Genomic DNA, 25449 nt, shown 5'->3' with positions numbered 1-25449 from the left:
ATGATAGATTTAAAACTTGAAAATAGAAAAGGAAAAATTCATGTAAAGAGCAGTGAAATAAAAGATATTTTAGAATTGCGTCCAGATTTTGAATATGTACAAGATATATCAAATACTATAAATCAAGAAAATATATTGGTATTTGATTGTCAGTTAACAGGAAATTCTTTTGATATGGATGATTTAGATATAGAAGAAATATTGGAAGAATTAGGTGAAGAAATAGATGAGTCTTATTTTAATGTTTTATTTGAAGATGTAAGAGCGTATCTAAAAGATGCTACTGATGAGATAGAAGCTGATTTGCAAGAAAATTACTTATTTGATAATTTGAGATGTTATTTTGATATATACAACATAAATCAAGAATTTACTGATTTTAAGTTTGTATTTTTAGTCTCTTTTAAAGATATAAAAATTTCTTCATTAGCAAACTTAGCTAAGATTGTTTCTAAGAGACAGCTTATAGGTGCATCTAAGTTTTACAGTTAAAATGGAATCTTATGATAATAAAAGCTAGTAGCCTTATAAAAATATAGGTTGCTAGTTTTTATTTGTCCATTTTCACAAAATTTAAGAAAACTATTTATATTCCTAAAAAAGTAATGTATATTAAACATAATGTACAGTATAGTGGATAAAAAGGTTATATTAAGTTACTAAATCTATTAAATAATCAAAATAAATTGTTTTTATTAAGTATATTAGGGGGAATTTATGCAAAGTTTAAATGAAATAATTGCTGAGAACTTAAAAAAGATAAGGAAAGAAAAACATCTTAGCTTAGATAAGATTGCTCAACTTAGATGAGTTTAGGTATGAGAATATATTATATTTAAATAATAGGAGTGTGATTTATAGATGAATAACAAAAAAGCAGTTTTTTTCTTTTGCAATGATTTGAAGAAAGACCTAGTAGCTAATAATGTGATGAATTGTTTTGAGAAAATAATGGATTTAAGGCAAACAGATGTTGTTATTGATGATAGTTTTGTATTAGAACTTGAAGATAAAAATAATAACTTATTTCAGTTTGTAAAAACAAAAGATTTACTACATTAACAGAAGCAACCCACTGGTCTGGAACAACATATGGTGGAGAATCGAAATTAATTACAGAATATTCTGTACCTATGTTAGATATTGAGATAGGAAGTAGTAGTGATAGTTTTAATAATAAGATAGCAATACAAGTATTGGCAAAATCACTGGTTAGAGTATTTGATAGTGATGAACCTTTAAAAACTTTACTATGTGTAGGAGGAGTACATTTTGAGAAATCTTTTGCGAATATTATAAAAAATAAAGAATACAATGTATCAATTGGACATGTACTGCCAAATCAATGGATTGTAAGTGGGATGTATGATGATGAATCTGGATTTGAGAAATTAGAAAAGTGTGTAAATAGTATTGAAGGTAGAATTGATGGTATAGTTTTTCATGATAAATTAAAAGGGACTTATAAGGAGCAATATTGTAAGTTAGGTGAAAAACTTAATATACCTGTATTTAAGCATAAAATATTAAAAAATCCAAAAGATTTACCTATATGGTAGTTTTGTACAATCAATATAACAATAAGTCAGATTAATTTTTAAGTGAGGTCAAAAATGATATTATCTTATTTTGCATTATTAATTAGAGTAGTGCTATTAGCTTTTGAAAGAGTAGTTGTAAGATTATTGGGTGATGAAGAAGGAGATATTTATAAAAATATAGCTTCGTCATTTTTATTTTCTTCATAGAAGGGGTATGTTTACTGCCATTTAGTATAATGGATAGAGTTAGTGATTGGTCTTTTTTAATACCATATTATATAAGTAGCTTAGTTTATTCAATTGGTTCAGTAGCATATGTGACATCTTTAGCAACTGGTGAAGTTTCTCTTGTTACTCCAATAAACAGTCTAAATTCATTGTTTTTACTACTTTTGTTAGTCATATTTTTACAATCATATGAGGTTTATAACACACATAAAATTTTTTGTGGAAAGATTTTTTACAGATAGTATGTTAAGCAGTAGGGATGATTTATTATTTAATCAAATGAAAATATCAAATCCAAAAGAGATGTCAATTGGACTAAAAGTTCGAGATTTTTTAGAAAAGAAATATGGGAAAAGTTAACCAATGAGGAAATAGCTTTCTTGGTTGTACATATTGCACGAGTTAAGCGATAGAGTGAATTACAGATTAAAAATTTAAGTCAATATTTATAACTAAAATATGTAAATAGTTAAAATAAGTTTATGTAATTATGAATTTATTTTAACTATTTTTTGTTTAATAGAAAATATGTCTTATAACCATAACATTGCTTTTAATTAACTATATTACATAAAATTCATAAAATCGTTAGAATTTCTTAAAGAATATGTAAGTAACATAAGATATACTGTATTTAGCTGATAATATAAAGGAGGACAATACTTATGAATAACAAAAAATTTAATTATAACACTGATAATAGTTGCTAATTATATTGGCGACTTTAAGAAAGAGCATATTGGTACTAATTCAAAAAGAAGTTGCTTTGAAAACAATGGATTTTTCAAGGATTATAAGTGAATAAATATATATAAACATCCAATAAATTTAGACGTTAAATGTTTTTAATACGAGAGGATATACATATGATAAATTTAGAAGAGAAGTATTCAACACGAAAAGACACACATACAATAAAAATTCTAGAATACAGTGGACATATTCGAAACTGGAAAGTTCTCTGTGAGGAACTTGGAATCGACTCTTCATTATCCAGAGAGGAACGCGAACGAGAAATTTTAGTGAAAGCATATAAGACCTGGAGAGATGATATGGCAAATCACATACATGGCATGTTTGCCTTTGCATTATGGGATGATGAGGAAAGGAAACTATTCTGTTTAAGAGATCAGTTTGGGGCGAAGCCTTTCTATTATTATGAGACAGCAAATGGAGAGCTTCTCTATGGTTCATCTATTCGTAAAATTATGGAACAGCCAGGATTTGTGAAAGAGCTTAATGAAGAAATGTTGCAGATATATATGACTTTTACATATGTGGCTGGTGAAAATACATTCTTTCATGGATTGAGGAAGCTTATGCCAGGACATTATCTTGTATGGCAAGGTAGAACAGTAAGTATTGAACGTTATTGGAAGCCTGAGTTTCACCCTGATTACAGCAAGTCTCTTAAGGAATGGTCAAATGAAATTCATACAACATTTCAGACGATTATGCTAGAAGTAAAATCAGAGGATGAGACTGCAGGTTTATTCCTGTCAGGAGGTGTTGACTCATCTTATATTCTGGCAATGTCAGATACAGAAACAACAGATTCATGTGGTTATGAGGAAGAGTGGTTTGATGAATCAAAATTAGCAAATCAGACAGCTAATATTCTTGGACGTAGGAATTCCAGACATATAATTACACCTGAAGAGTATTTTTCGACAGTACCTTATGTGATGTACCATATGGAGCAGCCAATTGGGGATGCGTCTGCTATTGTTTTTGCAATTGGATGCAAGGCAGTAGCTAAACGCACGAAGATTTGTTACTCTGGAGAAGGAGCAGATGAGTTCTTTGGTGGATATAATGTGTACCATAAGGCAGAATGTTATGGAGAGAATCTGAATACATTTTATATTGGCAATACGAATATTATGAATGAAGATGAGAAACAAAAAATTCTTAAGAAATACAACCCTGATGTACTTCCGATTGAACTGGTGAAAAGAATTTATGAAGAAACAGAAGAACTGGACGCATTTACAAACATGTCAAATGTAGATATTCAGATATGGTTGGAAGGAGATATCTATTTAAATGTAGATAAAATGAGTACTGCAGTTGGATTGGAAATCAGAATGCCTCTTACAGATACAAGAATCTTTGATATTGCATCAAGGATGCCGTCAGAATATAAAGTAAAAGAAGAACAGAACAAAATTGCCTTCCGTACAGCTGCAAAAAAAGTATTGCCAGAAGAGATTGCTTTCAGGAATAAGTTGGGATTTATTGTACCAATTCGTGTATGGATGGCTGATGAGAAGTATAACCAGGATATACGAGATAAATTCAACAGTGAAATGGCAGAAAAATTCTTTAACATAGATGAGATTAATGCGATTTTTGATGACTATATTGCTGGGAACTCCGATAATTGGAGAAAGATTTGGACAATTTATACATTCCTAATATGGTATGAAATCTATTTTGTGAAATGTTAAGCTAAAGTTAAGAATCACCTGAAATACTATTCAGCTGATTCTTAATTTTTTGCAATTTTATTTGTTAGTTCTTATGTCTAACTCTTAATGGTATATCAAGTTTTTTTGCTAGTTGTTTAGATTCTTCTATTTCTTCTGGAGATATTTCATCTACTACTGAAAAAGCAACTTCTTTTATATATTTTTTGCAATCTCTAGCAAAATCTAACATATAATCAAATGATTTTTCTCCGAATTTTGGCTGAGTAACTCTATTATAAGCTTCTTTATTTGGGGCATTAAGACTTATTGATACTGCATCTATAACATCTTTTAAAAGAATCGCTGTTTTTTTATTATGTATTAAATCACTTAGACCATTTGTATTTATTCTTGTCTTTATATTGCTTTTTTCTTTTATAAACTTAGCTACTTCTATCAATTCATTTATTCTCATTAATGGTTCGCCATATCCACAAAATACAATTTCATCATAATCGTCTAAATTGTATTGGTTGAAAGCTTCTTTTACTTCTTCTATACTTGGTTCATGCTCTAACCATAGACTGCCACTATTTGCAACTTCATCTTTTTCATTTCTTATGCAAAAAACGCAACTACATGGACATGTGTTAGTTATATTTACATAGATACTATTTTCAATTGTATATAAGATATTCATAATTTTCCCTCCATAAATTTAAATTCTTAATTAAAATAACGTTTTTTAAAATCAAGTTTATCAAGTGCTATACCTAAAATTATAAAAACAATAAAACTTCCTATTGGTTGTAATAAACCAAGTAAGCTCATTACAAATGCACTTGTAAAGCTTCCAATAATTATCCCCTCAGCAAACATGTATAAAACTAATCCTACTATACCTGTTACAACCGAAGCAACTATATTTCTTTTATTTATTATTTTGTCACTTTTAGAAGTGAAAAATAATACAAGTATTGGCTTTATGATTATAGTTGGTATTACCCAGATGGCAGCACCTGTAGATAAATCAGCCAGACCAGCACCAATTGCAGAGGCAGCTATAGCATAATTTGTTGGCAAAATAGTTGCAGCAAGATAAATAAAAGCATCTCCTATATGAACATATCCATTGTTCCCACCAACTGGGATATGTAATATATACGCTATCGTCAGACATATTATGGATGCAAATAACGCTGAAGTAACAATATAGGTAGTTTTTTTAGAAGTAACCTTATTCATTTTTTCCAATATACTCCCTCCCTAAAAAGCCACAGCTAACATAATTGTAATGTTTTCTTATAAATATATTAATATTAATCATACAATTTTCATAGTTTGTTGAGTGTTTTTTTTGCAAAACACAGATTGTACCCATTCAAATGTATATAAATAGAAAAGTAAAATAGAGGTAGAGTAGGAGTAGTTAGAATAAGGTAATATAAATGTAATTTGGAATGTATAAAAAGTGAACAAGTTTGATATAAAAAATAATATAAGAGAGTCTACTCAATATATATTGAATATGACTCTCTTATATTTGGTAAATTAAAGGCTATTTTGTTAGATAATAGCTAATTAATGAAAAAATATATTTATAAAATACTAATTTACTCTATTAGCAGCAGTTCCTGTGCTTATAACGTCTACAGCACTACTTAAACTAGAATAAACTATATTTTCTATCGCTGTACTAGTGAAGAAACCAAGGTGATGAGTGAATATAACTTGTTCCATAGAAAGAAGTTTGTTTATTTCTGGGTCAGTTAATTCACCTGGATTCATCTTTTTATTTAAGAATAATCCTTCAGTCTCGAATGTATCAAGAGCAGCAGCTCTAATTTTTCCTGACTCTAGTGCTTCTATTAAGTCCCCTGTCTTAATTAAACCACCACGTCCAGTATTTACTATGTAAGCTCCATCCTTCATTATATCTAGAGTATCTTTATTTATCATATGTTTTGTTCCATCAAGTAAAGGAGTATGTAATGTTATAAGGTCAGCTTCTTTTAGAAGGTCTTCTAAAGAATCTTTATAAGTTAATATATCATTTAAATCACTATTTGGATATTGGTCAAATGCAATTACATTAGCTCCTAGACCTTTGAATAATTTTGCAGAAGTAGCACCTATTTTTCCTGTACCTATAACACCAACTGTAATAGATCTAACTTCTGTCCCAAGAAGTTCAGCTATCCAACGGTAGTCACCTTCACAGACTTTTTTCTTTACTAAAGGAGTTTTTCTTAAAAGATTCATAGCTTGAGTAACTGCTAATTCAGCTATTGCATTAGGTGAATAAGAAGGAACATTTGTAACAATAAGTCCATTTTCATTAACTAAATCAAAATGTATCATATCAACCCCTGCAGTTCTTGAAGCTATAACTTTAACCCCAGCATCTTTTAAAGTTTCATAAATATAAGGGTTATCTATATAGTTAGTTTGTTGTATAGATATACCATCATATCCTTTAGCTTTAACTACATTTTCTTCAGTCATATTTTCAGGATAAATATCCACTTGAACATCCTTATGTTCTTCAGACCATTTTTTTATTACTGGTTCTTCATAATCGCGTGCTCCAAATACTAGTATTTTCATATCAATACCCTCCTGTAATTATTAAATTATATGGTAATTTTTCATTTAGAAATAATATGTAGCATATAAGGTTATATTTTTTATACAAAATTTTTAAAGTTAAAAATTTAGTTTTGAAATTGTTTTCCCTGTTTTATTTTGATATTTAGTTATTTTTTATTTAATGTAATAATTGCTTGAAAAATTTATCAAAGAAATTGTTATTTTTTAGATTAATTATTATTAAAAAATTATCTAAGTTTGAAATTAGTTAACTAACTTGCTGATTAATTACAATGATAACATGTGTTTTTGAGTTTAGCAATGAAAACTTTTTTTGAAATGTCAAGCTTTTTCATAAAAAAAAATATAAAAAAAACTTTTAGAAGCGTAGAAAAAATAGCAAGATGCAATGGGTAGTTGCAAGATGCCACGATATGAGATGAATTATTCAATTGTATATTGTTAAAAAACATTCAAATCAAGCGATATTTTGCTCAAATATAAAGTTGGCACGATAAATGCTTAACAATATAGGTGTAAGACAATAAAACAATAAAAAATAATTTTAATAATTTCTAAGTTATTTTAGATAAGATTAGGAACTTTGACATCAGATAGTTAATGTCAGAAGAAAGTATTTTATGAGTGATTTAATCGAAATTTTATAATTGATACTATTAAGGAGGAAAACGTTATGCTTTTAGAAGGAGTTAAAGTAGTAGAACTTTCAAGTTTCATCGCAGCACCATGTTGTGCAAAAATGTTAGGTGACTGGGGTGCAGAGGTTATTAAGATTGAACCTATAGAAGGTGATGGAATAAGAGTTATGGGTGGAACATTTAAATCTCCAGCATCAGATGATGAAAACCCTATGTTTGAATTAGAAAATGGAAATAAAAAGGGTGTAAGTATTAATGTAAAATCAAAAGAAGGAGTAGAAATATTACATAAATTATTATCAGAAGCAGACATATTTGTAACTAATGTTAGAGTTCAAGCATTAGAAAAAATGGGAATAGCTTATGACCAAATAAAAGATAAATATCCAGGATTAATATTCTCTCAAATATTAGGATATGGTGAAAAAGGACCTTTAAAAGATAAACCAGGATTTGACTACACTGCATACTTTGCAAGAGGAGGGGTTAGCCAATCTGTTATGGAAAAAGGAACATCTCCAGCAAATACAGCAGCAGGATTTGGTGACCACTATGCAGGTCTAGCATTAGCAGCAGGAAGTTTAGCAGCATTACATAAAAAAGGTCAAACTGGTAAAGGTGAGAGAGTAACAGTAAGTCTTTTCCATACAGCTATATATGGAATGGGAACAATGATAACAACAGCACAATACGGAAATGAAATGCCTTTATCAAGAGAAAATCCAAACAGCCCACTAATGACTACATATAAATGTAAAGATGGAAGATGGATTCAATTAGCTTTAATACAATACAACAAGTGGTTAGGTAAATTCTGTAAGGTTATAAATAGAGAACATATATTAGAAGATGATAGATACAATAACATAGATTCAATGGTTAATCATGTTGAAGATTTAGTTAAGATAGTTGGAGAAGCTATGTTAGAAAAAACATTAGACGAGTGGTCAGCTCTATTAGAAGAAGCAGACTTACCATTTGAAAAAATCCAAAGCTGTGAAGATTTATTAGATGACGAACAAGCTTGGGCAAATGACTTCTTATTTAAGAAAACATATGATAGCGGAAATACAGGTGTCTTAGTTAATACTCCAGTTATGTTTAGAAATGAAGGAATTAAAGATTATACACCAGCACCAAAAGTAGGTCAACATACTGTAGAAGTATTAAAATCTTTAGGCTATGATGAAGAAAAAATAAATAACTTCAAAGATAGTAAAGTTGTAAGATATTAATTAGTAATTCTAGATTTTTTAAAAGGAGAATGCTAAAGATGTACACAATGGGATTAGATATAGGTTCAACTGCATCAAAGGGAGTAATCTTAAAGGATGGAGAAGATATTGTAGCTTATGAAACAATATCTTCTGGTACTGGAACTACTGGACCATCAAGAGTTTTAGAAAAATTATATGGCAAGACAGGTCTTGCAAGAGAAGATATTGAAAAAGTTGTAGTTACAGGATATGGAAGAATGAATTATTCAGATGCTGATAAGCAAATAAGTGAATTAAGCTGTCATGCTAGGGGAGTAAATTTCATAATTCCAGAGACAAGAACCATTATTGACATAGGTGGTCAAGATGCAAAGGTATTAAAGTTAGATAATAATGGAAGACTACTAAACTTTCTTATGAATGACAAATGTGCTGCAGGTACAGGAAGATTTTTAGATGTAATGGCAAAAATAATAGAGGTTGATGTATCTGAACTCGGAAGTATATCTATGAATTCTCAAAATGAAGTATCAATAAGCAGTACATGTACAGTATTTGCAGAGTCTGAGGTTATATCACATTTATCTGAAAATGCAAAAATTGAAGATATAGTAGCAGGTATTCATACTTCAGTAGCAAAGAGAGTTTCTAGCCTAGTAAAAAGAATAGGAGTACAAAGAAATGTAGTTATGGTTGGTGGAGTTGCTAGAAATAGTGGTATCGTAAGAGCCATGGCAAGAGAAATCAACACAGAAATTATTGTACCTGATATACCTCAATTAACTGGTGCTTTAGGAGCAGCGTTATATGCTTTTGATGAAGCAAAAGAATCACAAAAAGAAGTGAAAAATATATAAAAAGAGGGATGAAAATGTCTGAAAAAAAAGAAGCTAGAGTAGTAATAAATGATTTATTAGCTGAACAATATGCAAATGCATTTAAAGCTAAAGAAGAAGGAAGACCTGTAGGTTGGTCAACATCAGTATTTCCTCAAGAATTAGCAGAAGTATTTGACTTAAACGTATTATATCCAGAAAATCAAGCAGCTGGGGTAGCAGCTAAAAAAGGTTCTTTAGAATTATGTGAAATGGCTGAATCTAAAGGATATTCTATCGACCTATGTGCATATGCAAGAACAAATTTTGGTCTTTTAGAAAATGGGGGCTGTGAAGCTTTAGATATGCCAGCTCCAGATTTCCTACTTTGCTGTAACAATATATGTAACCAAGTTATAAAATGGTATGAAAATATATCAAGAGAATTAGATATACCTCTAATAATGATTGATACAACTTTCAATAATGAAGATGAAGTTACTCAATCAAGAATTGACTATATAAAAGCTCAATTTGAAGAAGCTATAAAACAATTAGAAGTTATATCAGGGAAGAAATTTGACCCTAAGAAATTTGAAGAAGTAATGAAAATATCAGCTGAAAACGGAAGATTATGGAAATATTCTATGAGTTTACCAGCAGATTCTTCTCCTTCTCCAATGAATGGATTTGACTTATTTACTTACATGGCTGTAATAGTTTGTGCTAGAGGTAAAAAAGAAACTACAGAAGCATTTAAGTTACTTATAGAAGAATTAGAGGACAACATGAAGACTGGTAAATCTTCTTTCAGAGGAGAAGAGAAATACAGAATAATGATGGAAGGTATACCTTGTTGGCCATATATAGGATATAAAATGAAAACATTAGCTAAATTTGGAGTTAATATGACAGGTAGTGTTTATCCACATGCTTGGGCATTACAATATGAAGTTAATGATTTAGATGGAATGGCAGTAGCATACAGTACTATGTTTAACAACGTAAACTTAGACCGTATGACAAAATATAGAGTTGATTCTTTAGTAGAGGGTAAATGTGATGGAGCATTCTATCATATGAACAGAAGCTGTAAGCTGATGAGTTTAATACAATATGAAATGCAAAGAAGAGCAGCTGAAGAAACTGGATTACCATATGCTGGATTTGATGGTGACCAAGCAGACCCTAGAGCTTTTACTAATGCTCAATTTGAAACAAGAATTCAAGGTTTAGTTGAAGTAATGGAAGAAAGAAAAAAACTTAATAGAGGTGAGATATAATGGAAGCTATTTTATCTAAAATGAAAGAAGTAGTTGAAAATCCAAATGTGGCTGTAAAAAAATATAAAAGTGAAACTGGTAAAAAAGCTATAGGTTGTTTCCCAGTTTATTGCCCAGAAGAGATTATACATGCAGCTGGAATGCTTCCAGTTGGTATATGGGGAGGACAAACAGAATTAGATTTAGCTAAACAATATTTCCCTGCATTTGCATGTTCAATAATGCAATCATGTTTAGAATATGGATTAAAAGGTGCTTATGATGAATTATCTGGAGTTATTATACCAGGTATGTGTGACACATTAATTTGTCTAGGACAAAACTGGAAATCAGCAGTACCTCATATAAAATATATATCATTAGTACATCCACAAAATAGAAAACTTGAAGCTGGTGTAAAATACTTAATCAGTGAGTATAAAGGTGTAAAAAGAGAACTTGAAGAAATATGTGGTTATGAAATAGAAGAAGCAAAAATTCATGAAAGTATAGAAATTTACAATGAACATAGAAAAACTATGAGAGACTTTGTTGAAGTAGCTTATAAACATTCTAATACTATAAAACCATCAATAAGAAGTTTAGTAATTAAAAGTGGATTCTTCATGAGAAAAGAAGAACACACTAAATTAGTAAAAGATTTAATAGCAAAATTAAATGCTATGCCAGAAGAAGTCTGTTCTGGAAAGAAAGTTTTATTAACAGGTATAGTAGCTGATTCTAAAGATATATTAGATATTTTAGAAGACAACAATATATCAGTTGTAGCTGATGATTTAGCTCAAGAAACAAGACAATTCAGAACAGATGTACCAGCAGGTGATGATGCGTTAGAGAGATTAGCAAGACAATGGTCAAACATAGAAGGATGTTCATTAGCTTATGACCCTAAGAAAAAACGTGGGTCACTTATAGTAGATGAAGTTAAAAAGAAAGATATAGATGGTGTTATCTTCTGTATGATGAAATTCTGTGACCCAGAAGAATACGATTATCCTTTAGTTAGAAAAGATATAGAAGATAGTGGAATACCTACTTTATATGTTGAAATTGACCAACAAACTCAGAATAATGAACAAGCCAGAACTCGTATTCAAACTTTTGCTGAGATGATGAGTTTAGCGTAAGTTCATTAAAATAAATTTACTATAAAATATGAAAATTGGAGGAAGCTATGTTATATAACAAAGAACAAGAACTTTTAAGAAAAGCAGTAAGAGATTTTGTTAGTAAAGAATTAGATACTTTACCAGCAGAAATGGATAAAACAGGTGTAATGCCTAAGGAGTTAATCAAAAAATTAGCTGAAACAAAATTTATAAGCAGTAATATCCCAGAAGAGTACGGTGGTGGGGGAGCAGGATATGTTTCTTACGCTATAGTAATGGAAGAAATAGCTAGAAGATGTGCTTCAACAGCTACTTTTGTTACAGCTGGTTCTTCTCTTGCTTCATTACCAATACTTTATAATGGTACTGAAGAGCAAAAACAAAAATACTTAAAAGGTATAGCAACAGGTGAATTAATAGGAGCATTTGGTTTAACTGAGCCAGGAGCTGGTTCTGATGCAGGTGGACAACAAACAACAGCAGAATTAGTTGGAGACCATTACATATTAAATGGTAGAAAAACTTTCATAACTAATGGACCATTCTGTGATGTAGCTATAGTAATAGCAGTTACAGATAGAAGTAAAGGTCTTAGAGGTACATCAGCATTTATAGTAGAAAGTAAATGGGATGGTTTCTCAACAGGAGCTCATGAAGATAAGATGGGTATAAGAGGGACTGAAACTTCTGACTTAATATTTGAAAACGTTAAAGTTCCAAAAGAAAACTTACTTGGAAAAGAAGGTCAAGGATTTAAGATAGCAATGGGTACTCTAGAAGTAGGGAGAATAGGTGTTGCTGCCTTAGCTCTAGGAATAGCTCAAGGTGCTTTAGATGAAGCTGTTAAATATACAAAACAAAGAGTTCAGTTTGGTAAGCCTATAGCTAAATTCCAAAATACTCAATTTACTATAGCTGACATGGAAACAAAAGTTTGTGCAGCTAGAGGATTAGTTTATGATGCAGCACAAAAGAGAGATGCAGGAATGAGAGTTGCTCAAGAATCTGCTATGGCTAAATACTATGCATCAGAAATTGCAAATGAAGTTGCTTATAAAGCATTACAACTTCATGGAGGATATGGATTCATAAAAGATTATGAAATCGAAAGAATGTACAGAGATGCTAGAATCGTATCAATATATGAAGGAACATCAGAAGTTCAAAAAATGGTAATTTCATCAAACGTATTAAAATAATAAATAATCTAATGAAATTGGAGGTATAGACTTTGAAAATATTAGTTTGCGTAAAACAAGTTCCAGATACTAACGAAGTAAGAATAAATAAAGAAACAGGTACTCTTATAAGAGATGGAGTTCCAAGTATATTAAATCCAGATGATGCAAATGCATTAGAAGAAGCTTTAAAAATTAAAGATGAGCATGATGATGTAACTATAACAGTTATAACAATGGGACCTCCTCAAGCAGACTTTATGCTAAGAGAGTGTTTAGCTATGGGGGCTGATGATGCAATATTATTAAGCGATAGAGCATTTGGAGGAGCTGATACTTGGGCTACATCAAATACTATTGCAGCAGGAATATCTAAAGTAGGCGACTATGACATAATATTTGCAGGAAGACAAGCAATAGATGGAGATACTGCACAAGTTGGACCACAAATTGCAGAGAAGTTAGACATTCCTCAAGTTACATATGTACAAGACTTTAAAATAGAAGGAAAAGACATAATAGTTCAAAGACAATTAGAAGATGGATATGAATTAATAAAAGTAAGTACACCTGTACTTTTAACAGCAGTAAAAGAATTAAATTCACCTAGATACATGTCTGTTGATAAAATAGTAAAAGCATATAAACATGATGTAAAAGTTTGGACAATTGATGATTTAGATGTAAATAAAGAAGAAGTTGGTTTAAAAGCATCACCAACTAAAGTATTTAGATCATTTACTCCTGAGCCAAGAGGAAAAGGAGAAATCTTAGAAGGTAAAGCTGACGAAATAGCTAACAAAATAATAATCGGTCTAAAACAAAAGCACATTATATAAGTTGGAGGAGTACAAACTATGAATGATATAAAAGATTTAAGTTCTTATAAAAACGTATGGATATTTGCAGAACAAAGAGAAGGAAAAATAGCTCCAGTAGTTATCGAATTATTAGGAGAAGGAAGAAAATTAGCTAAAGAAGTAGATGCAGAGCTTTGTGCAATATTACTAGGAAAAGATGTTGATGGATTAGCTAAAGAATTAATTACTTTTGGAGCTGACAAAGTTTATGTTGCAGATGATGCTCTTTTAGAAAAATATACAACTGATGCATATACAAAAGTAATAAAAGATGCAATAGATGAAATAAAACCAGAAATAATGCTTTTCGGAGCAACTCATATAGGTAGAGATTTAGCACCTAGAATAGCTTCAAGAGTTGGAACTGGATTAACAGCTGACTGTACTAAGTTAGAAATAGACCCAGAAGATAAGAAAATAAAACAAACTCGTCCAGCTTTTGGTGGAAACATAATGGCTACAATCATTTGTCCAAACCATAGACCTCAAATGTCTACAGTTAGACCTGGTGTTATGGATAAAGCTGAAAAAGACGAAACAAGAACTGGTGAAGTTATAGCATTAGACTACAAAATAGCTCAAGATGATATAAGAACTACTGTTTTAGAAACAGTTAAAACTAAAAAAGATTTAGTATCTCTTACAGATGCAAATGTTATAGTATCAGGTGGTCTAGGATTAGGTGGACCAGAAGGATTTGAAATGCTTAAGAAATTAGCTGACAAATTAGGTGGAGTAGTTGGTTCTTCTCGTGCTGCTGTAGATGCTGGATGGATAGACCATTCTCACCAAGTAGGTCAAACAGGAACTACTGTTAAACCAAACCTATACATAGCTTGTGGTATATCAGGAGCAATACAACATTTAGCAGGTATGCAGTCATCAGATTTCATAATTGCTATAAACAAAAATCCAGCAGCTCCAATTTTAGAAATCGCTGATTATGGAGTAGTTGGAGATTTACATGAAATAGTACCAATGCTTATAGATAAATTAGATAGTGTTGATGATTTATTAGAAGCTATAAAAGCTTAATAGACACAAAATATATAAATATTACTGATTGAATAAGCCTTATTAGTTAGTAACACAATGATTAACCCTTTGATAAGTTATTGCTAACGTGTATTTGTCAGTTATTAAAAAGTCTGTTTGAATAAAATTTTATAATACAAGATAATCTGGATAATCCTTATATGTATATTGCTTACAAATTGTGAGTTATATTCTGTAAGGATTATCTTTGTTTTTTTAAAAATAAATCTTAAATTTCATTAAATTGTATTAAACAGACAAATAATTACTAAATATGTGATAGAATACAATTAAAAGCAAAATGAAATTTTTAACAAACTATAATCATTAAAATTATATCTTAGTTACGTTTTAATGAAAGAAACTACTTAAAAAGACAAATATTATAAGGAGTTGATTATATGTGCTGATGGTATTTATTGTAAGCAAACAATAAATTTTGTATGTAGTTCAATAAATTACTTAATGAAAGGTGCGAATATTAATGGATAATAATTTAATAGGGCTTGTAGAACATGTAGAAAATCCAGCCATTTTATGTAAAGAATCAGGCGAAATAATATACTGCAATCATCTAATAGATAGTATTTTTAGTTTTCTAGATATAAAAAAGCCTAAAAACATAAATGAATTAGATTCAAATTTTGACAAAACAGAAATACTGACAGAGAGTAAAAAGAAAATAGCTTTCAGAGAGTTGAGGATGACTGCACATATATATAATATTAAAGATAACAATGATGAAAATAATATAGTTTATTTATTTGAGAAGTCTCTAATATCTGATAAAGTAATTGAGGATATAATAGAGCATATAGATGAAGTTGTTGTTGTATTTAACAAAGATGGGGTAATTGAAAAGATGAATACTGTTAGTGATGAGATATTACCCTTTAAAAGAACTGAAGTACTTGGTAGAAATATAACGGACCTTGTAAGACAAGGATTAGTAGAAGAACCAATAATATTAAACATGCTTAAAGTTAAGAAAAAGATTTATAGAAATATCGTTTACCCAGATGGAAAGCTTATTGCATATACAGCAGTTCCAAGATGGGATGCCAAAGGAAAGCTTACAGGGGGAGTACTTACAGGAAGAGATATTTCAAGGGTTATCAAGCTTGAATCTCAGATAAGATATAGTGATATATCAGAGGATACAGAGTATATAAGTCAAAGTAAGATTATGGATAATATAAAAAAAGTTGTTAAGAGAGCTGCAGCATCAGATTCTTCTATATTTATAAATGGAGAATCAGGTGTAGGAAAAGAAATAATAGCAAGAACAATATATAAGTATAGTTCAAGAAGGGAAAAACCTTTTATTGCAATAAACTGTGGAGCTATACCAAATGAATTATTAGAGTCTGAGTTTTTTGGATATGAAGAAGGTTCTTTTACTGGTGCTAAGAAAAAAGGTAAAAAAGGGCTTTTTGAAGAGGCAAATGGTGGAACTATTTTCTTGGATGAAATAGGTGAGTTACCAATGCAGATGCAAAAAAAATTACTTAGAGTTATACAAGAAAATACTATTACTAGAATAGGTGGAAGTAAACCTATAAAGATAGATGTTAGATATATAAGTGCTACTAATATTTCTCATGAAGACCTTAGAAATAACCTTAAATTTAGACAAGATTTGTACTATAGATTGAGTGTTATTCCAGTAAAAATACCACCACTTAGAGAAAGAAAAGAAGATATAGTACCATTAGTAAATTATTTCTTAAAACTTTACAATGAAAAGTATAATAGAGAAGTAGAAGTTTCACCTAGAGTTATTGAATTATTGGAAGAATATTCTTGGCCAGGTAACATAAGAGAATTGAAAAATATAATTGAAAGATTCGTAGTATTATCAGCTAAAAATGTAATTGGAGAAGATGAATTTAATATGCTTATAAATCTGGATATGATTGATAATGAAACAGATGATTTATCACCAATAGTAGTAAATGGAATTATGAATCTCAATGATGCATATAAAATTGTAGACCAAATAATGATAAGTAAGGCTATAAATAAGTATGGTTCAATAACAAAGGCTGCTGAAGTTATAGGTATATATCCTTCTACTATTCATAGAAAGATAAAAAGTGGGCATATTCACGTTTAGTTGTCAATTTTAAAAGACAATATAATTAAAATTTTTAATATATTTTGTAGATTTCGAGTATATTGTAAATATATATGTTCTTTAATTTGTAGATTTCAGGCACATTGTAAATATATATGTTCTTTAAAATAATAATTGGATATAACACATCATAACTATTATAAACATACTATAAATATACATGTTTTTTAAAATTTAATTAGTATGTTATAAAGATACATAATTGATACAACTTAAAAGAGATGGCTTAAGAATAAATTTAATTATTTTAAGTCATCTCTTTTCTTTTATAAATATTTAAAAGTTATATTAGTTTATAGAGTTAGCAGAACCTAAAACATCATCTATCTTGCTTTCAACTACAGCTTGTATAGCATCTCTACCAGCACCAATGTATTTTCTTGGGTCGAATTCTTTTGGATTTTCAGCTAAGAATTTTCTGATAGCAGCAGTCATAGCTAGTCTTAAGTCAGTATCCATGTTTATTTTACAAACAGCCATAGAAGATGCTTTTCTTAACATGTCTACAGGTACACCTTTAGCACCAGCTATATTTCCACCAAATTCATTACATGTAGCAACAGCGCTTTGGTCAACAGCAGATGCACCATGAAGAACTATTGGGAAACCTGGTAATTTACTTTGGATTTCTTCTAGTATATCGAATCTCAATTTAGCTTCTCCTTTGAATTTGAAAGCACCATGAGAAGTTCCAATAGCTATTGCTAATGAATCAACACCTGTTCTTTCAACGAACTCAACTGCTTCAGTTGGTTGAGTATATTTGTGAACATCAGAAGTAACATCATCTTCTGTTCCAGCTAGAACACCAAGCTCTGCTTCAACAACAACACCTTTAGAGTGTGCATATTCAACAGCTTCTTTAGTTATTCTAACATTTTCTTCAAAGTCAAAATGAGAACCATCTATCATAACTGAAGAGAAACCAGCATCAATACAAGTTTTAATAGCATCCATATTTGGACCATGGTCTAAGTGAAGAGCTACGTCTACACCTATTTCATCAGAAGCAGCCTTAACCATTTCAACTAATGTATGAGGTCCAGCATATTTAACAGCTGACATAGAAGCTTGTATCATAACATAAGAATTTTTAGCTTTAGCAGCTTTTAAAACACCTTGTAATTGTTCTAAGTCACTTATGTTAAATGCACCTATAGCAAATCCACCTTCGTAAGCTTTTTTAAACATTTCTTTTGTAGTAATTAATGCCATTTTAAACTCCTCCTATTAACTTTTAAAATTTACCCATCACTTATATTATAACGTTAAATTAAAAAAAGTATATAGTAAATTGTAATAACTATAAATTACAAGTATAATGTTAAATAGAAGACAATAGGATTAGATAAAATAATAAAGAATATAAACAATTTAGGAAACTTAGCTATATAGTGCTAACTATAAGGGTAGGAACTACCTTATTAGCTTGGAGATACTGATAACAATAGTTATTTTGACTAAGAAGCTACCACTTCAAACGTTATCAGAGGTAATTAAGTGGATGGTAATTCACTAAAAATTTAAAATAAAGGAGACAAACTATGCCACAGATAAAAATAAGAGGAATTAATGAGAATGATATATGTAAAATAAGTGAAAAAATGATAGATGATTTAGTTGAAGCTGTAAAGTGTCCAAGAGACTACTTTGAGATAGAATGTATAAAGTCAGTTGCAATAAGAGATGGTAAAGTAGCAGATGTATATCCTTTTGTTGAAATAGCGTGGTTTGACAGAGGACAAGAAGTACAAGATACAGTAGCAAGAATAATAACTGATAGTATAAGAAATAATTTAGATGTAGAAAGTATGGATTTAGCATTTACAGTATTTGAAAAAGAAAAATATTATGAGAATGGAGAACATTTTTAATGGCTAAAAAGCAACGTATAGATAAAATTCTTTCAAATTTAGGTTATGGAAGTAGGAGTGAAATAAAGAAATATTGTAAGCAGGGGTCTGTAGTAGTAAATGGAAGTGAAGTTTCAAATCCAGGAACTCAAGTAGACACTGAAAACGACGAGATATTGTTTAATGGAGAAGAAGTTATATATAGAGAATATATATATTTAATGATGAATAAACCAGATGGATATGTATCAGCAACTACAGATAAATACGACCCAACGGTCTTAGATTTAATTGATTTATCATACTTAGCTTTTGAGCCATTTCCTGTTGGAAGGTTAGATAAAGACACAGAGGGATTATTAGTTTTAACTAATGATGGAAAGCTTTCTCATAGAGTTTTATCTCCTAAGAAGCATGTGCCTAAGACTTATTATGCAAAAATTGATGGAGTAGTTACTGAAGAAGATGTAAAAGCTTTTTTAGAAGGTGTAGTGCTTGATGACGGATATAAAACTATGCCATCACAGTTAAATATATTAAAAAGTGATGATGAATCAGAAATAGAGCTTACAATACATGAAGGTAAGTTTCACCAAGTAAAAAGAATGTTTGAAAGCGTAGGCAAAAAAGTAGTATACTTAAAAAGATTGTCTATGGGCAATTTAAAATTGGATGAAAGTTTAGAGTTAGGTGAGTATAGAGAGTTAACAGATGAAGAAGTAAAATTGATTGAAGAAAGATAATAAAGATACTATAGTAAATTGGAGGAATGTCTGTGAAGAAAAAAGATGTTATAGAATTTGAAGTAGATAAAATGGAATTTGGTGGTACATCTTTAAGCCAAGTTGGAGATAGAGTTATCCATATGAAGGGTGGAATAAGTGGGCAAAAAGTAAGAGCTGGTGTTAAAAAGGTTAGAAGTAAGAAAGCAGAAGTTAAGATGATAGAATTATTAGAGGACTCACCACTTGAAACTGAAATACCTTGCAAGCACTTTAGAGAGTGTGGAGGATGTACGCTATTGTCAGTACCATATGAAAAACAATTAGAAATAAAAGAAAAACAAGTTATGGACTTATTTTTAAAGCAAGACCTATTTGGATTTCAGTTTTTAGGGATAGAAGGAAGTCCAGAAAACAAATATTATAGAAATAAGATGGAATATACTTTTGGAGATGAAGTAAAAAATGGACCTTTGACATTAGGTCTTCATAAAAAAGGAAAGCATATAGATATACAAACTGTTGAAGAGTGTATGTTGGTTGATGAAGACTTCTCAAAGATATTAGTTTCTAGTGTAGAGTTTTTTAATGAAAAAAAGCTTCCTTATTATAGAACAATGAATCATAAAGGATATTTGAGACATCTTGTAGTTAGAAAAGGGATTCATACTAATGAGATTATGGTTAATATAGTAACTTCTTCTCAAGAAGATTTTGATATGAATGAATTTAAAGATATGCTTTTAGGGGTTGATTTAAAAGCTGAGTTGGTAGGGGTACTTCATACTATTAATGATGGCTTAGCAGATGCAGTCCAATGTGATGAGTTAAGAGTGTTATATGGAAGAGATTATATACAAGAGGAGATTTTAGGGCTTAAGTTTAAGATTTCACCATTTTCGTTTTTCCAAACCAATACTAAGGGAGCTGAAGTTCTTTATAGTATTGCTAGGGATTTTATTGGAGATTACAATGATAAAGTTGTGTTTGATTTGTATAGTGGTACTGGGTCTATTGGACAGGTTATGGCTGGTGCTGCTAAGAAAGTGTATGGTATTGAGATAGTTGAGGAAGCTGTTGTTGCTGCTAATGAGAATGCTAAGTTGAATGGGCTTACTAATTGTGAGTTTATTGCTGGGGATGTGGCTAAGGTTGTTAAGGATTTGAAGGACAAGCCTGATTTGATTATTGTTGACCCTCCTAGACCAGGTATTCATAAGGATGCTATTAGGGATATTTGTGGATTTGGTGCTAAGGAGATTGTTTATATTTCTTGTAATCCTAAGTCTTTGGTTGTTGATTTGGTTGATTTTAAGGGCTATGGTTATGAGATTAAGATGGTTAAGTGTATGGATATGTTCCCAAATACGCCACATTGTGAGACGTGCGTACTTTTGTCCCACAAAAATTCGTAAACATCTCCACCGTCCTTATACACCGGAAAATTAAATAAAATGGACTTCAGAGGCAGCTCTGATTCATCACATGGGAAAATCTCTATTTCTTTGATTAGCGAAGAAATTAGGGATTTTTTCTCTTCATCGCTGATTTTGTCATATACCTTATCAAAGTTTGCCAACAGGGTATAGATGTTCTCTAAAGTAATAGCGTCCTGCTCCACAGCCTTGCGACGTAGCTTAACGTCCTCGATTTTTTCTTCAAGCTCTACGATGATGTCATATAGACCATCAAGCCGGAGTGTCATATCATGGAGCTTGCGTTCTCTGAAACGGGTATCCTCCGGCAAGCTGTCAATTTCATTTTCAAGGCGGGTTTTATTCAAATCCACTTCCCTAAGTTTACCCTCGTAATTTTTTAGTTCTCTGTCGAGAGTAGAGGTGTCAATCTGTTTGCCTATTTTTGATTTTATTTCAGTTGCAAAATCCTCATTCTTAATCAGCTCCCTGATTGCTTCAATGACAAGTGGCTCAATGTCGGTTTTTTTAAGCATTGCTTTATAGTCACAGCTTTTTCCTCTGGCGGTGCGAGCCTTGCTGCACACATAATAGTAAATCTCTTTATATGTACCGTCCTTGTTTGTCCAAGCGTGTTTATTGGTATACATCGGTCCGCCGCATTTAGGGCATTTTAAGATACCGCTTAACAAGTGTGCCCTGTCCCGACCAATTTTAGAGGGAGATTTCACACCTGTTATTTCTCGTTTTTCATGTGCCTGTGTCCACAGCTCCTCGCTGATAATGCCATCGTGCTGACCGTCAGCAAGGATATAATCATCTTGGTGTACTTGGCGGTATTCATTCTTAGTGCCTTTGACCTTTTCTCTTGTGCGTCTGCCAAAAGCAATTTTTCCCATGTACACAGGGTTGTCAATTATCATTCTGACAAAATGGGTACTCCATTGGGTTAGTGTCCCGTTATCTCGTTTAACCTTTTGAATACCTTGTAAATTAAGATAGTTGGCGATTTTATAAAATCCCATATTCCCATTCACATATTTATCAAAGATAATGCGTACCGCTTCAGCTTCATCTTCTTGGATAAAAAGCTGCTTATCTTTGAGATAGTAGCCATAGGGAGCAAAGCCACCATTCCAACCGCCTTGACGAGCTTTTTCTTTTCGCCCGTTCATAGTCTGCTCAATGATGTTTTCACGCTCTATTTCAGCAACAGCAGACAGCACAGAGATTAAAAGCTTTCCACTTGTCTGTGATGAGTCAATTCCTTCTTCAATGCAAATCAAATTCACACCAAAGGATTGGATATGCTCCAAAGAATTAAGAATATCGGCTGCATTTCGCCCAAAGCGGGAGAGCTTATAAACTAAGACATAATCAATGCTCAATCCATTTTCAATATCATTAAGCATCTGTTTAAAGGCAGGTCTGCCCTCAATGGACTTGCCGGACTTGCCTGCATCTTCATAGATATTTACGATTTCCATTTCTTCTCTATCCGCAAATCGTTTTAAGCTATTTTTTTGTCCGTCCAAGCTGAAGCCATCAACCTGCATTTCGGTACTTACCCGAGGGTAAAGTACACATCTTTTTCCACTCCTGTTCATAGTCATACCTCCAATAAATTATTGGAAAATATCAAGTAGATGTATTTCCTACTTAGTACCACTTATTTCATTCAAAACTTCTGCACCATGTTTTTCTATAATCTGAGAAAGCACATTTATGAAATCCTGATATGCTTTTGTTTTCTCAAATGTATGATTGGGGGCAGGAGCTTTCATAGCATCTTTGGGCATATTTTTGACATTTTCCATTCGCAATCACCTCCAAGTGCATTGCTTACATAGAGTATAAGCAATTTTTCTATTTATGAAAAGTTTGTCACCATATTAGAAATAGCATAAATAAACGCACCGCAAATTTACATGAAATAAAAGTGCGGTGCGATAAAATCACCTGTTTGCCGTATTTGCCACGCACCCCGACAAAGGGGATATTTTGAGTTGCTGTTGGCACAGCTATCATAGCCCCATAGTACCGTAGCTTGTCCTTTCAAAAGCCACGCATACCGCAGGAACTCCCCCTGTTTCTATCGTATCGGGGGCTAAACGTATCGAAGTATCACTATCCCTTATGTGGGTCATTGCGGACGAGTGTGCCACACTCGGTCTAACAGTCCATTTGTCGCTCGGGCGGTATTCTATTCACCTCCCCATACCGCTGTCATGGCGATGTCTGTTAAGTCGCTTTGTCTTTCGGCTCACATAAGTAATGTACTCAAAATATCGTATATTCGGTTGTCAAAGAGCGAAATATAACCTTTGCTATATGAGAGAAAAGACTTCCTCTCATATACCTTTAGAAAAGGAGCTTATTTGTTGCTCCTGTTACAAAACATTTTTCAAATACTTTTCAAGATGTGATAGCCCACGGTTAATTGAGCGAGTTACTTGGCTTTTATTCACTCCCTCAGCTTTAGCGATAGCCGTTATACTCATGCCCAAGAAGAAATGAGCATAGATGCGTTTTGCTTGCTTATCAGGCAAGGTGGCTATGGCAGCGTGGAGCTGTTCCCTCGTGAGTTTACGCTCGTAAATCTCATCGGGCGAGAGGGATACAAACAGAGCACTGTGTTCAATCCCATCGCCACGGTCAAGGGAGTAGTACGCTTTGTGATAATACACCTTGCTTTGATAGGCTTGCTCCGCTTTGCGGTGTTCCTCAAAAATGTCAAATACTTCATCGGGAATATCAATATATGTGTCCTCGGTCACATGGGCATAGTAATCTTTCAAGTTTATTGTTTTCATGGTTGTACCATCCTTTCAAATTTTGGTTAAGAGCTGAATTTGAAAGGACGGTGGGAGGTGAACGACACCGAGGGTCTATATACGCAAAAATGCCCGACTGAAATTCATCAAATTTCAATCGGGCATAGGCGTGTTTATTTCCTGCTATGTAGTTTTTAATTTCGTGTAACTGTCCGGAATCACCCCACGATAAAGTTGGGATTTTTTTGATAAATCACCAATCGATTGAACAAAAAGAAACACGGCGATACCTCCTTAGATACCGCCGTATCCTTAAAAAAGGGTAACTTTAATACACCCACCAAGTTTACTTTCTAAAAAGAAAACAGCGGCTTTGATTGTGATTTCAAAACCGCCGTTAGGTTACTGTATTTTGTTTAGTGGCATAGCTATTCTGCCGCTACAACAACGGTTTTTTTTATTTACCGTTGTGCGGCACATGGCTCGAATTAACTTTCCACGATCCCTACAATATCCTTTTTATTGAGAATAACAACTGAGTTATTGTCCTTGATTTGTATACTGTCAGCACTGATGGATGTTACCATAACTTTTTGATACCCATCTGTAGAAAGTATAAATGTTGCAAGGTTCGGCGAGTGCATCTGTACGGTGCAAATCCTGTCAAGCAGGGGCTTGAACGGATCGCAAATAGATGGCATGGTGTCGGGAAGTACCGGAAGCAAATTTTGCTTTTTTATTCCCAATTCAAGTTTGGTAACAGTATCAATATGTTGTTTTAATACTATCCCATATTTTAGGCTTTTGCTTCTATCCGTTTGATAAAAATAAATGTATTGATTGTCCTGCCCGATAATAGCAGCCATATAATAACCGCTGTCCCAGTTCTTTAGATCGATATTGCACCACGCTCCAATAAAACGGCTGTAATCAATGCTCTGAAGCACCGACGCTTTATATTGCGGGATTTGAGCAGCTTCACTATCTCTCAATAGATAATCCAACGAGCACTTAAACATCTCGCTCATCTTTAACAGTTTATCCGTCTCAGGATATGCTACATCGCTTTCCCACTTGCTAATAGCCTGCCTTGATACCCCAAACATAGATGCCAACTGTTCTTGAGTGATATTGTTCTCCTTGCGAAGTTTTGATATTTTTTCTCCTAATGTCATAATGCGACCTCCTGTTGAATTAAACTGTAATGTGATTGTACTCGTATTCTGCGGAAATGCCCACCATCTTTCTGTTTCTAAATGTAAAGTTCAAGTTGCGTCTACGATTATAGGCGCATTTTTTCACCTTTATGTCGTCGTTACTTGTAAGCTACTTAATAATTATAACTTTGTCTCAAAACGATGGCAACGATGTTTCCGCTTTGGGAAACGTTTCCCTGAAATAATATATTAATGAAATTAAATACTACTAAACATAAAATTCTATTTCGTTCTCATATCGCCACCTGAAATGTACAATGATGTGGGGTGATATAAAAATGAACTGAGACCTTTATATCGGACAGTTAAAAAACCACGGAGTGATTATGAAACCATAAGATGATTCTTGTAATGTACAGGAGTCATCTTTTTTAATCCCCATTGTTTTCTTTTATTATTATAATAC

Annotated in this window: 26 protein-coding genes; 17 read left to right on the top strand and 9 right to left on the bottom strand. The window is 31.9% G+C overall.

The window, feature by feature from the left end:
* From KGF42_RS12915 to asnB, 6 genes are all read left to right on the top strand, one after another.
* A complete protein-coding gene (locus tag KGF42_RS12915; protein WP_054272357.1) occupies positions 1-492 on the top strand; it encodes a hypothetical protein in 492 nt (163 codons plus the stop codon).
* Between the two features lie 369 nt (positions 493-861).
* Positions 862-1062 carry a hypothetical protein gene (locus KGF42_RS12910; protein WP_227822839.1) on the top strand — a complete coding sequence of 67 codons (201 nt, stop codon included), beginning with the start codon at positions 862-864 and terminating at the stop codon, positions 1060-1062.
* Positions 1026-1559, top strand: a complete 534-nt coding sequence (locus KGF42_RS12905) for a D-aminoacyl-tRNA deacylase (protein ID WP_227822842.1) — start codon at positions 1026-1028, stop codon at positions 1557-1559. Before KGF42_RS12910 ends, KGF42_RS12905 begins: the two co-directional genes overlap by 37 nt.
* A gap of 54 nt (positions 1560-1613) precedes the next feature.
* Positions 1614-1748, top strand: coding sequence for a hypothetical protein (locus KGF42_RS19875; protein WP_255643456.1), 135 nt, complete (start codon positions 1614-1616; stop codon positions 1746-1748).
* 240 nt (positions 1749-1988) lie between these two features.
* Positions 1989-2129: a hypothetical protein gene (locus KGF42_RS12900; RefSeq protein ID WP_308463839.1), complete on the top strand. Its 141-nt coding sequence runs from the start codon at positions 1989-1991 to the stop codon at positions 2127-2129.
* Positions 2130-2635: 506 nt separating this feature from the next.
* Positions 2636-4219, top strand: a complete 1584-nt coding sequence (gene asnB, locus KGF42_RS12895) for an asparagine synthase (glutamine-hydrolyzing) (protein WP_227822837.1) — start codon at positions 2636-2638, stop codon at positions 4217-4219.
* A gap of 64 nt (positions 4220-4283) precedes the next feature.
* On the opposite strand, the gene KGF42_RS12890 is transcribed toward asnB, so the two are convergent.
* From KGF42_RS12890 to KGF42_RS12880, 3 genes are all read right to left on the bottom strand, one after another.
* On the bottom strand, positions 4284-4880 hold the full coding sequence (locus KGF42_RS12890; protein ID WP_227822836.1) for a TIGR04100 family radical SAM protein: 597 nt from the start codon (positions 4878-4880) through the stop codon (positions 4284-4286).
* 26 nt (positions 4881-4906) lie between these two features.
* Positions 4907-5434, bottom strand: coding sequence for a TIGR04002 family protein (locus KGF42_RS12885; RefSeq protein ID WP_227822835.1), 528 nt, complete (start codon positions 5432-5434; stop codon positions 4907-4909).
* Between the two features lie 354 nt (positions 5435-5788).
* On the bottom strand, positions 5789-6787 hold the full coding sequence (locus KGF42_RS12880; RefSeq protein ID WP_227822834.1) for a D-2-hydroxyacid dehydrogenase: 999 nt from the start codon (positions 6785-6787) through the stop codon (positions 5789-5791).
* 676 nt (positions 6788-7463) lie between these two features.
* On the opposite strand from KGF42_RS12880, the gene hadA reads away from it, so the two are divergent.
* From hadA to KGF42_RS12840, 8 genes are all read left to right on the top strand, one after another.
* Positions 7464-8663 carry an isocaprenoyl-CoA:2-hydroxyisocaproate CoA-transferase HadA gene (gene hadA / locus KGF42_RS12875; protein WP_227822833.1) on the top strand — a complete coding sequence of 400 codons (1200 nt, stop codon included), beginning with the start codon at positions 7464-7466 and terminating at the stop codon, positions 8661-8663.
* A 38-nt stretch (positions 8664-8701) separates the two neighbouring features.
* On the top strand, positions 8702-9502 hold the full coding sequence (gene hadI, locus KGF42_RS12870; protein ID WP_054272369.1) for a 2-hydroxyisocaproyl-CoA dehydratase activator HadI: 801 nt from the start codon (positions 8702-8704) through the stop codon (positions 9500-9502).
* 14 nt (positions 9503-9516) lie between these two features.
* Positions 9517-10743 carry a (R)-2-hydroxyisocaproyl-CoA dehydratase subunit HadB gene (gene hadB, locus KGF42_RS12865; protein ID WP_227452795.1) on the top strand — a complete coding sequence of 409 codons (1227 nt, stop codon included), beginning with the start codon at positions 9517-9519 and terminating at the stop codon, positions 10741-10743.
* Positions 10743-11870, top strand: coding sequence for a (R)-2-hydroxyisocaproyl-CoA dehydratase subunit beta (hadC, locus tag KGF42_RS12860; RefSeq protein ID WP_227822832.1), 1128 nt, complete (start codon positions 10743-10745; stop codon positions 11868-11870). The genes hadB and hadC overlap by 1 nt, the downstream gene beginning before the upstream one ends.
* 47 nt (positions 11871-11917) lie before the next feature.
* A complete protein-coding gene (gene acdB / locus KGF42_RS12855; protein ID WP_054272372.1) occupies positions 11918-13051 on the top strand; it encodes a putative isocaproyl-CoA dehydrogenase AcdB in 1134 nt (377 codons plus the stop codon).
* A gap of 32 nt (positions 13052-13083) precedes the next feature.
* Positions 13084-13869, top strand: coding sequence for an electron transfer flavoprotein subunit beta (gene etfB / locus KGF42_RS12850; protein WP_054272373.1), 786 nt, complete (start codon positions 13084-13086; stop codon positions 13867-13869).
* Between the two features lie 18 nt (positions 13870-13887).
* Entirely contained in the window at positions 13888-14925 is a 1038-nt protein-coding gene (locus KGF42_RS12845) for an electron transfer flavoprotein subunit alpha/FixB family protein (RefSeq protein ID WP_227822831.1), read from the top strand.
* A gap of 484 nt (positions 14926-15409) precedes the next feature.
* On the top strand, positions 15410-17041 hold the full coding sequence (locus tag KGF42_RS12840) for a sigma 54-interacting transcriptional regulator (protein WP_227822830.1): 1632 nt from the start codon (positions 15410-15412) through the stop codon (positions 17039-17041).
* A 309-nt stretch (positions 17042-17350) separates the two neighbouring features.
* Here KGF42_RS12840 and fba read toward each other — a convergent pair whose 3' ends face one another.
* Positions 17351-18277, bottom strand: coding sequence for a class II fructose-1,6-bisphosphate aldolase (gene fba, locus KGF42_RS12835; protein ID WP_227822829.1), 927 nt, complete (start codon positions 18275-18277; stop codon positions 17351-17353).
* A 329-nt stretch (positions 18278-18606) separates the two neighbouring features.
* Here fba and KGF42_RS12830 point away from each other — a divergent pair, with 329 nt between their 5' ends.
* The 3 genes from KGF42_RS12830 to rlmD are packed head-to-tail and all read left to right on the top strand — an operon-like array spanning position 18607 to position 21052.
* Complete coding sequence (locus tag KGF42_RS12830) at positions 18607-18936, top strand: DUF1904 domain-containing protein (RefSeq protein ID WP_054272378.1); 330 nt, start codon at positions 18607-18609, stop codon at positions 18934-18936.
* Positions 18936-19658: a pseudouridine synthase gene (locus KGF42_RS12825; RefSeq protein ID WP_227826456.1), complete on the top strand. Its 723-nt coding sequence runs from the start codon at positions 18936-18938 to the stop codon at positions 19656-19658. The genes KGF42_RS12830 and KGF42_RS12825 overlap by 1 nt, the downstream gene beginning before the upstream one ends.
* 26 nt (positions 19659-19684) lie before the next feature.
* The gene (rlmD, locus tag KGF42_RS12820; protein ID WP_227826455.1) at positions 19685-21052 is read left to right on the top strand and encodes a 23S rRNA (uracil(1939)-C(5))-methyltransferase RlmD; all 1368 of its coding nucleotides are present in this window, start codon (positions 19685-19687) and stop codon (positions 21050-21052) included.
* Here the strand turns inward: rlmD and KGF42_RS12815 are convergent.
* The 5 genes from KGF42_RS12815 to KGF42_RS20500 form a co-directional block, all read right to left on the bottom strand.
* Positions 20962-22659 carry a recombinase family protein gene (locus tag KGF42_RS12815; RefSeq protein ID WP_227822825.1) on the bottom strand — a complete coding sequence of 566 codons (1698 nt, stop codon included), beginning with the start codon at positions 22657-22659 and terminating at the stop codon, positions 20962-20964. The two genes, rlmD and KGF42_RS12815, sit on opposite strands and share 91 nt — an antisense overlap.
* A gap of 48 nt (positions 22660-22707) precedes the next feature.
* A complete protein-coding gene (locus KGF42_RS12810; RefSeq protein ID WP_227822824.1) occupies positions 22708-22869 on the bottom strand; it encodes a hypothetical protein in 162 nt (53 codons plus the stop codon).
* Positions 22870-23442: 573 nt separating this feature from the next.
* The gene (locus KGF42_RS12805; protein WP_227822823.1) at positions 23443-23865 is read right to left on the bottom strand and encodes a sigma-70 family RNA polymerase sigma factor; all 423 of its coding nucleotides are present in this window, start codon (positions 23863-23865) and stop codon (positions 23443-23445) included.
* Positions 23866-24314: 449 nt separating this feature from the next.
* The gene (locus KGF42_RS12800) at positions 24315-25001 is read right to left on the bottom strand and encodes a helix-turn-helix domain-containing protein (protein ID WP_227822822.1); all 687 of its coding nucleotides are present in this window, start codon (positions 24999-25001) and stop codon (positions 24315-24317) included.
* Positions 25002-25367: 366 nt separating this feature from the next.
* The coding region (locus KGF42_RS20500; protein ID WP_227826464.1) for an IS3 family transposase at positions 25368-25449 on the bottom strand (82 nt) is incomplete at its 5' end.

The sequence above is a fragment of the Clostridioides sp. ZZV15-6383 genome (assembly GCF_020657735.1).
GTDB classification, from domain to species: domain Bacteria; phylum Bacillota; class Clostridia; order Peptostreptococcales; family Peptostreptococcaceae; genus Clostridioides; species Clostridioides difficile_D.
This window is presented reverse-complemented; position numbering and strand designations above follow the sequence as displayed.

What these genes read in the sequence shown, in the direction of transcription:
- KGF42_RS12915 (WP_054272357.1), top strand. Translation starts at nt 1, where the DNA reads ATGATAGATTTAAAACTTGAAAATAGAAAAGGAAAAATTCATGTAAAG.
- KGF42_RS12910 (WP_227822839.1), top strand. Translation starts at nt 862, where the DNA reads ATGAATAACAAAAAAGCAGTTTTTTTCTTTTGCAATGATTTGAAGAAA.
- KGF42_RS19875 (WP_255643456.1), top strand. Translation starts at nt 1,614, where the DNA reads ATGATATTATCTTATTTTGCATTATTAATTAGAGTAGTGCTATTAGCT.
- asnB (WP_227822837.1), top strand. Translation starts at nt 2,636, where the DNA reads ATGATAAATTTAGAAGAGAAGTATTCAACACGAAAAGACACACATACA.
- KGF42_RS12890 (WP_227822836.1), bottom strand. Translation starts at nt 4,880, where the DNA reads ATGAATATCTTATATACAATTGAAAATAGTATCTATGTAAATATAACT.
- KGF42_RS12880 (WP_227822834.1), bottom strand. Translation starts at nt 6,787, where the DNA reads ATGAAAATACTAGTATTTGGAGCACGCGATTATGAAGAACCAGTAATA.
- hadA (WP_227822833.1), top strand. Translation starts at nt 7,464, where the DNA reads ATGCTTTTAGAAGGAGTTAAAGTAGTAGAACTTTCAAGTTTCATCGCA.
- hadI (WP_054272369.1), top strand. Translation starts at nt 8,702, where the DNA reads ATGTACACAATGGGATTAGATATAGGTTCAACTGCATCAAAGGGAGTA.
- hadB (WP_227452795.1), top strand. Translation starts at nt 9,517, where the DNA reads ATGTCTGAAAAAAAAGAAGCTAGAGTAGTAATAAATGATTTATTAGCT.
- hadC (WP_227822832.1), top strand. Translation starts at nt 10,743, where the DNA reads ATGGAAGCTATTTTATCTAAAATGAAAGAAGTAGTTGAAAATCCAAAT.
- acdB (WP_054272372.1), top strand. Translation starts at nt 11,918, where the DNA reads ATGTTATATAACAAAGAACAAGAACTTTTAAGAAAAGCAGTAAGAGAT.
- KGF42_RS12845 (WP_227822831.1), top strand. Translation starts at nt 13,888, where the DNA reads ATGAATGATATAAAAGATTTAAGTTCTTATAAAAACGTATGGATATTT.
- KGF42_RS12840 (WP_227822830.1), top strand. Translation starts at nt 15,410, where the DNA reads ATGGATAATAATTTAATAGGGCTTGTAGAACATGTAGAAAATCCAGCC.
- fba (WP_227822829.1), bottom strand. Translation starts at nt 18,277, where the DNA reads ATGGCATTAATTACTACAAAAGAAATGTTTAAAAAAGCTTACGAAGGT.
- KGF42_RS12830 (WP_054272378.1), top strand. Translation starts at nt 18,607, where the DNA reads ATGCCACAGATAAAAATAAGAGGAATTAATGAGAATGATATATGTAAA.
- KGF42_RS12825 (WP_227826456.1), top strand. Translation starts at nt 18,936, where the DNA reads ATGGCTAAAAAGCAACGTATAGATAAAATTCTTTCAAATTTAGGTTAT.
- rlmD (WP_227826455.1), top strand. Translation starts at nt 19,685, where the DNA reads ATGTCTGTGAAGAAAAAAGATGTTATAGAATTTGAAGTAGATAAAATG.
- KGF42_RS12815 (WP_227822825.1), bottom strand. Translation starts at nt 22,659, where the DNA reads ATGAACAGGAGTGGAAAAAGATGTGTACTTTACCCTCGGGTAAGTACC.
- KGF42_RS12810 (WP_227822824.1), bottom strand. Translation starts at nt 22,869, where the DNA reads ATGGAAAATGTCAAAAATATGCCCAAAGATGCTATGAAAGCTCCTGCC.
- KGF42_RS12805 (WP_227822823.1), bottom strand. Translation starts at nt 23,865, where the DNA reads ATGAAAACAATAAACTTGAAAGATTACTATGCCCATGTGACCGAGGAC.
- KGF42_RS12800 (WP_227822822.1), bottom strand. Translation starts at nt 25,001, where the DNA reads ATGACATTAGGAGAAAAAATATCAAAACTTCGCAAGGAGAACAATATC.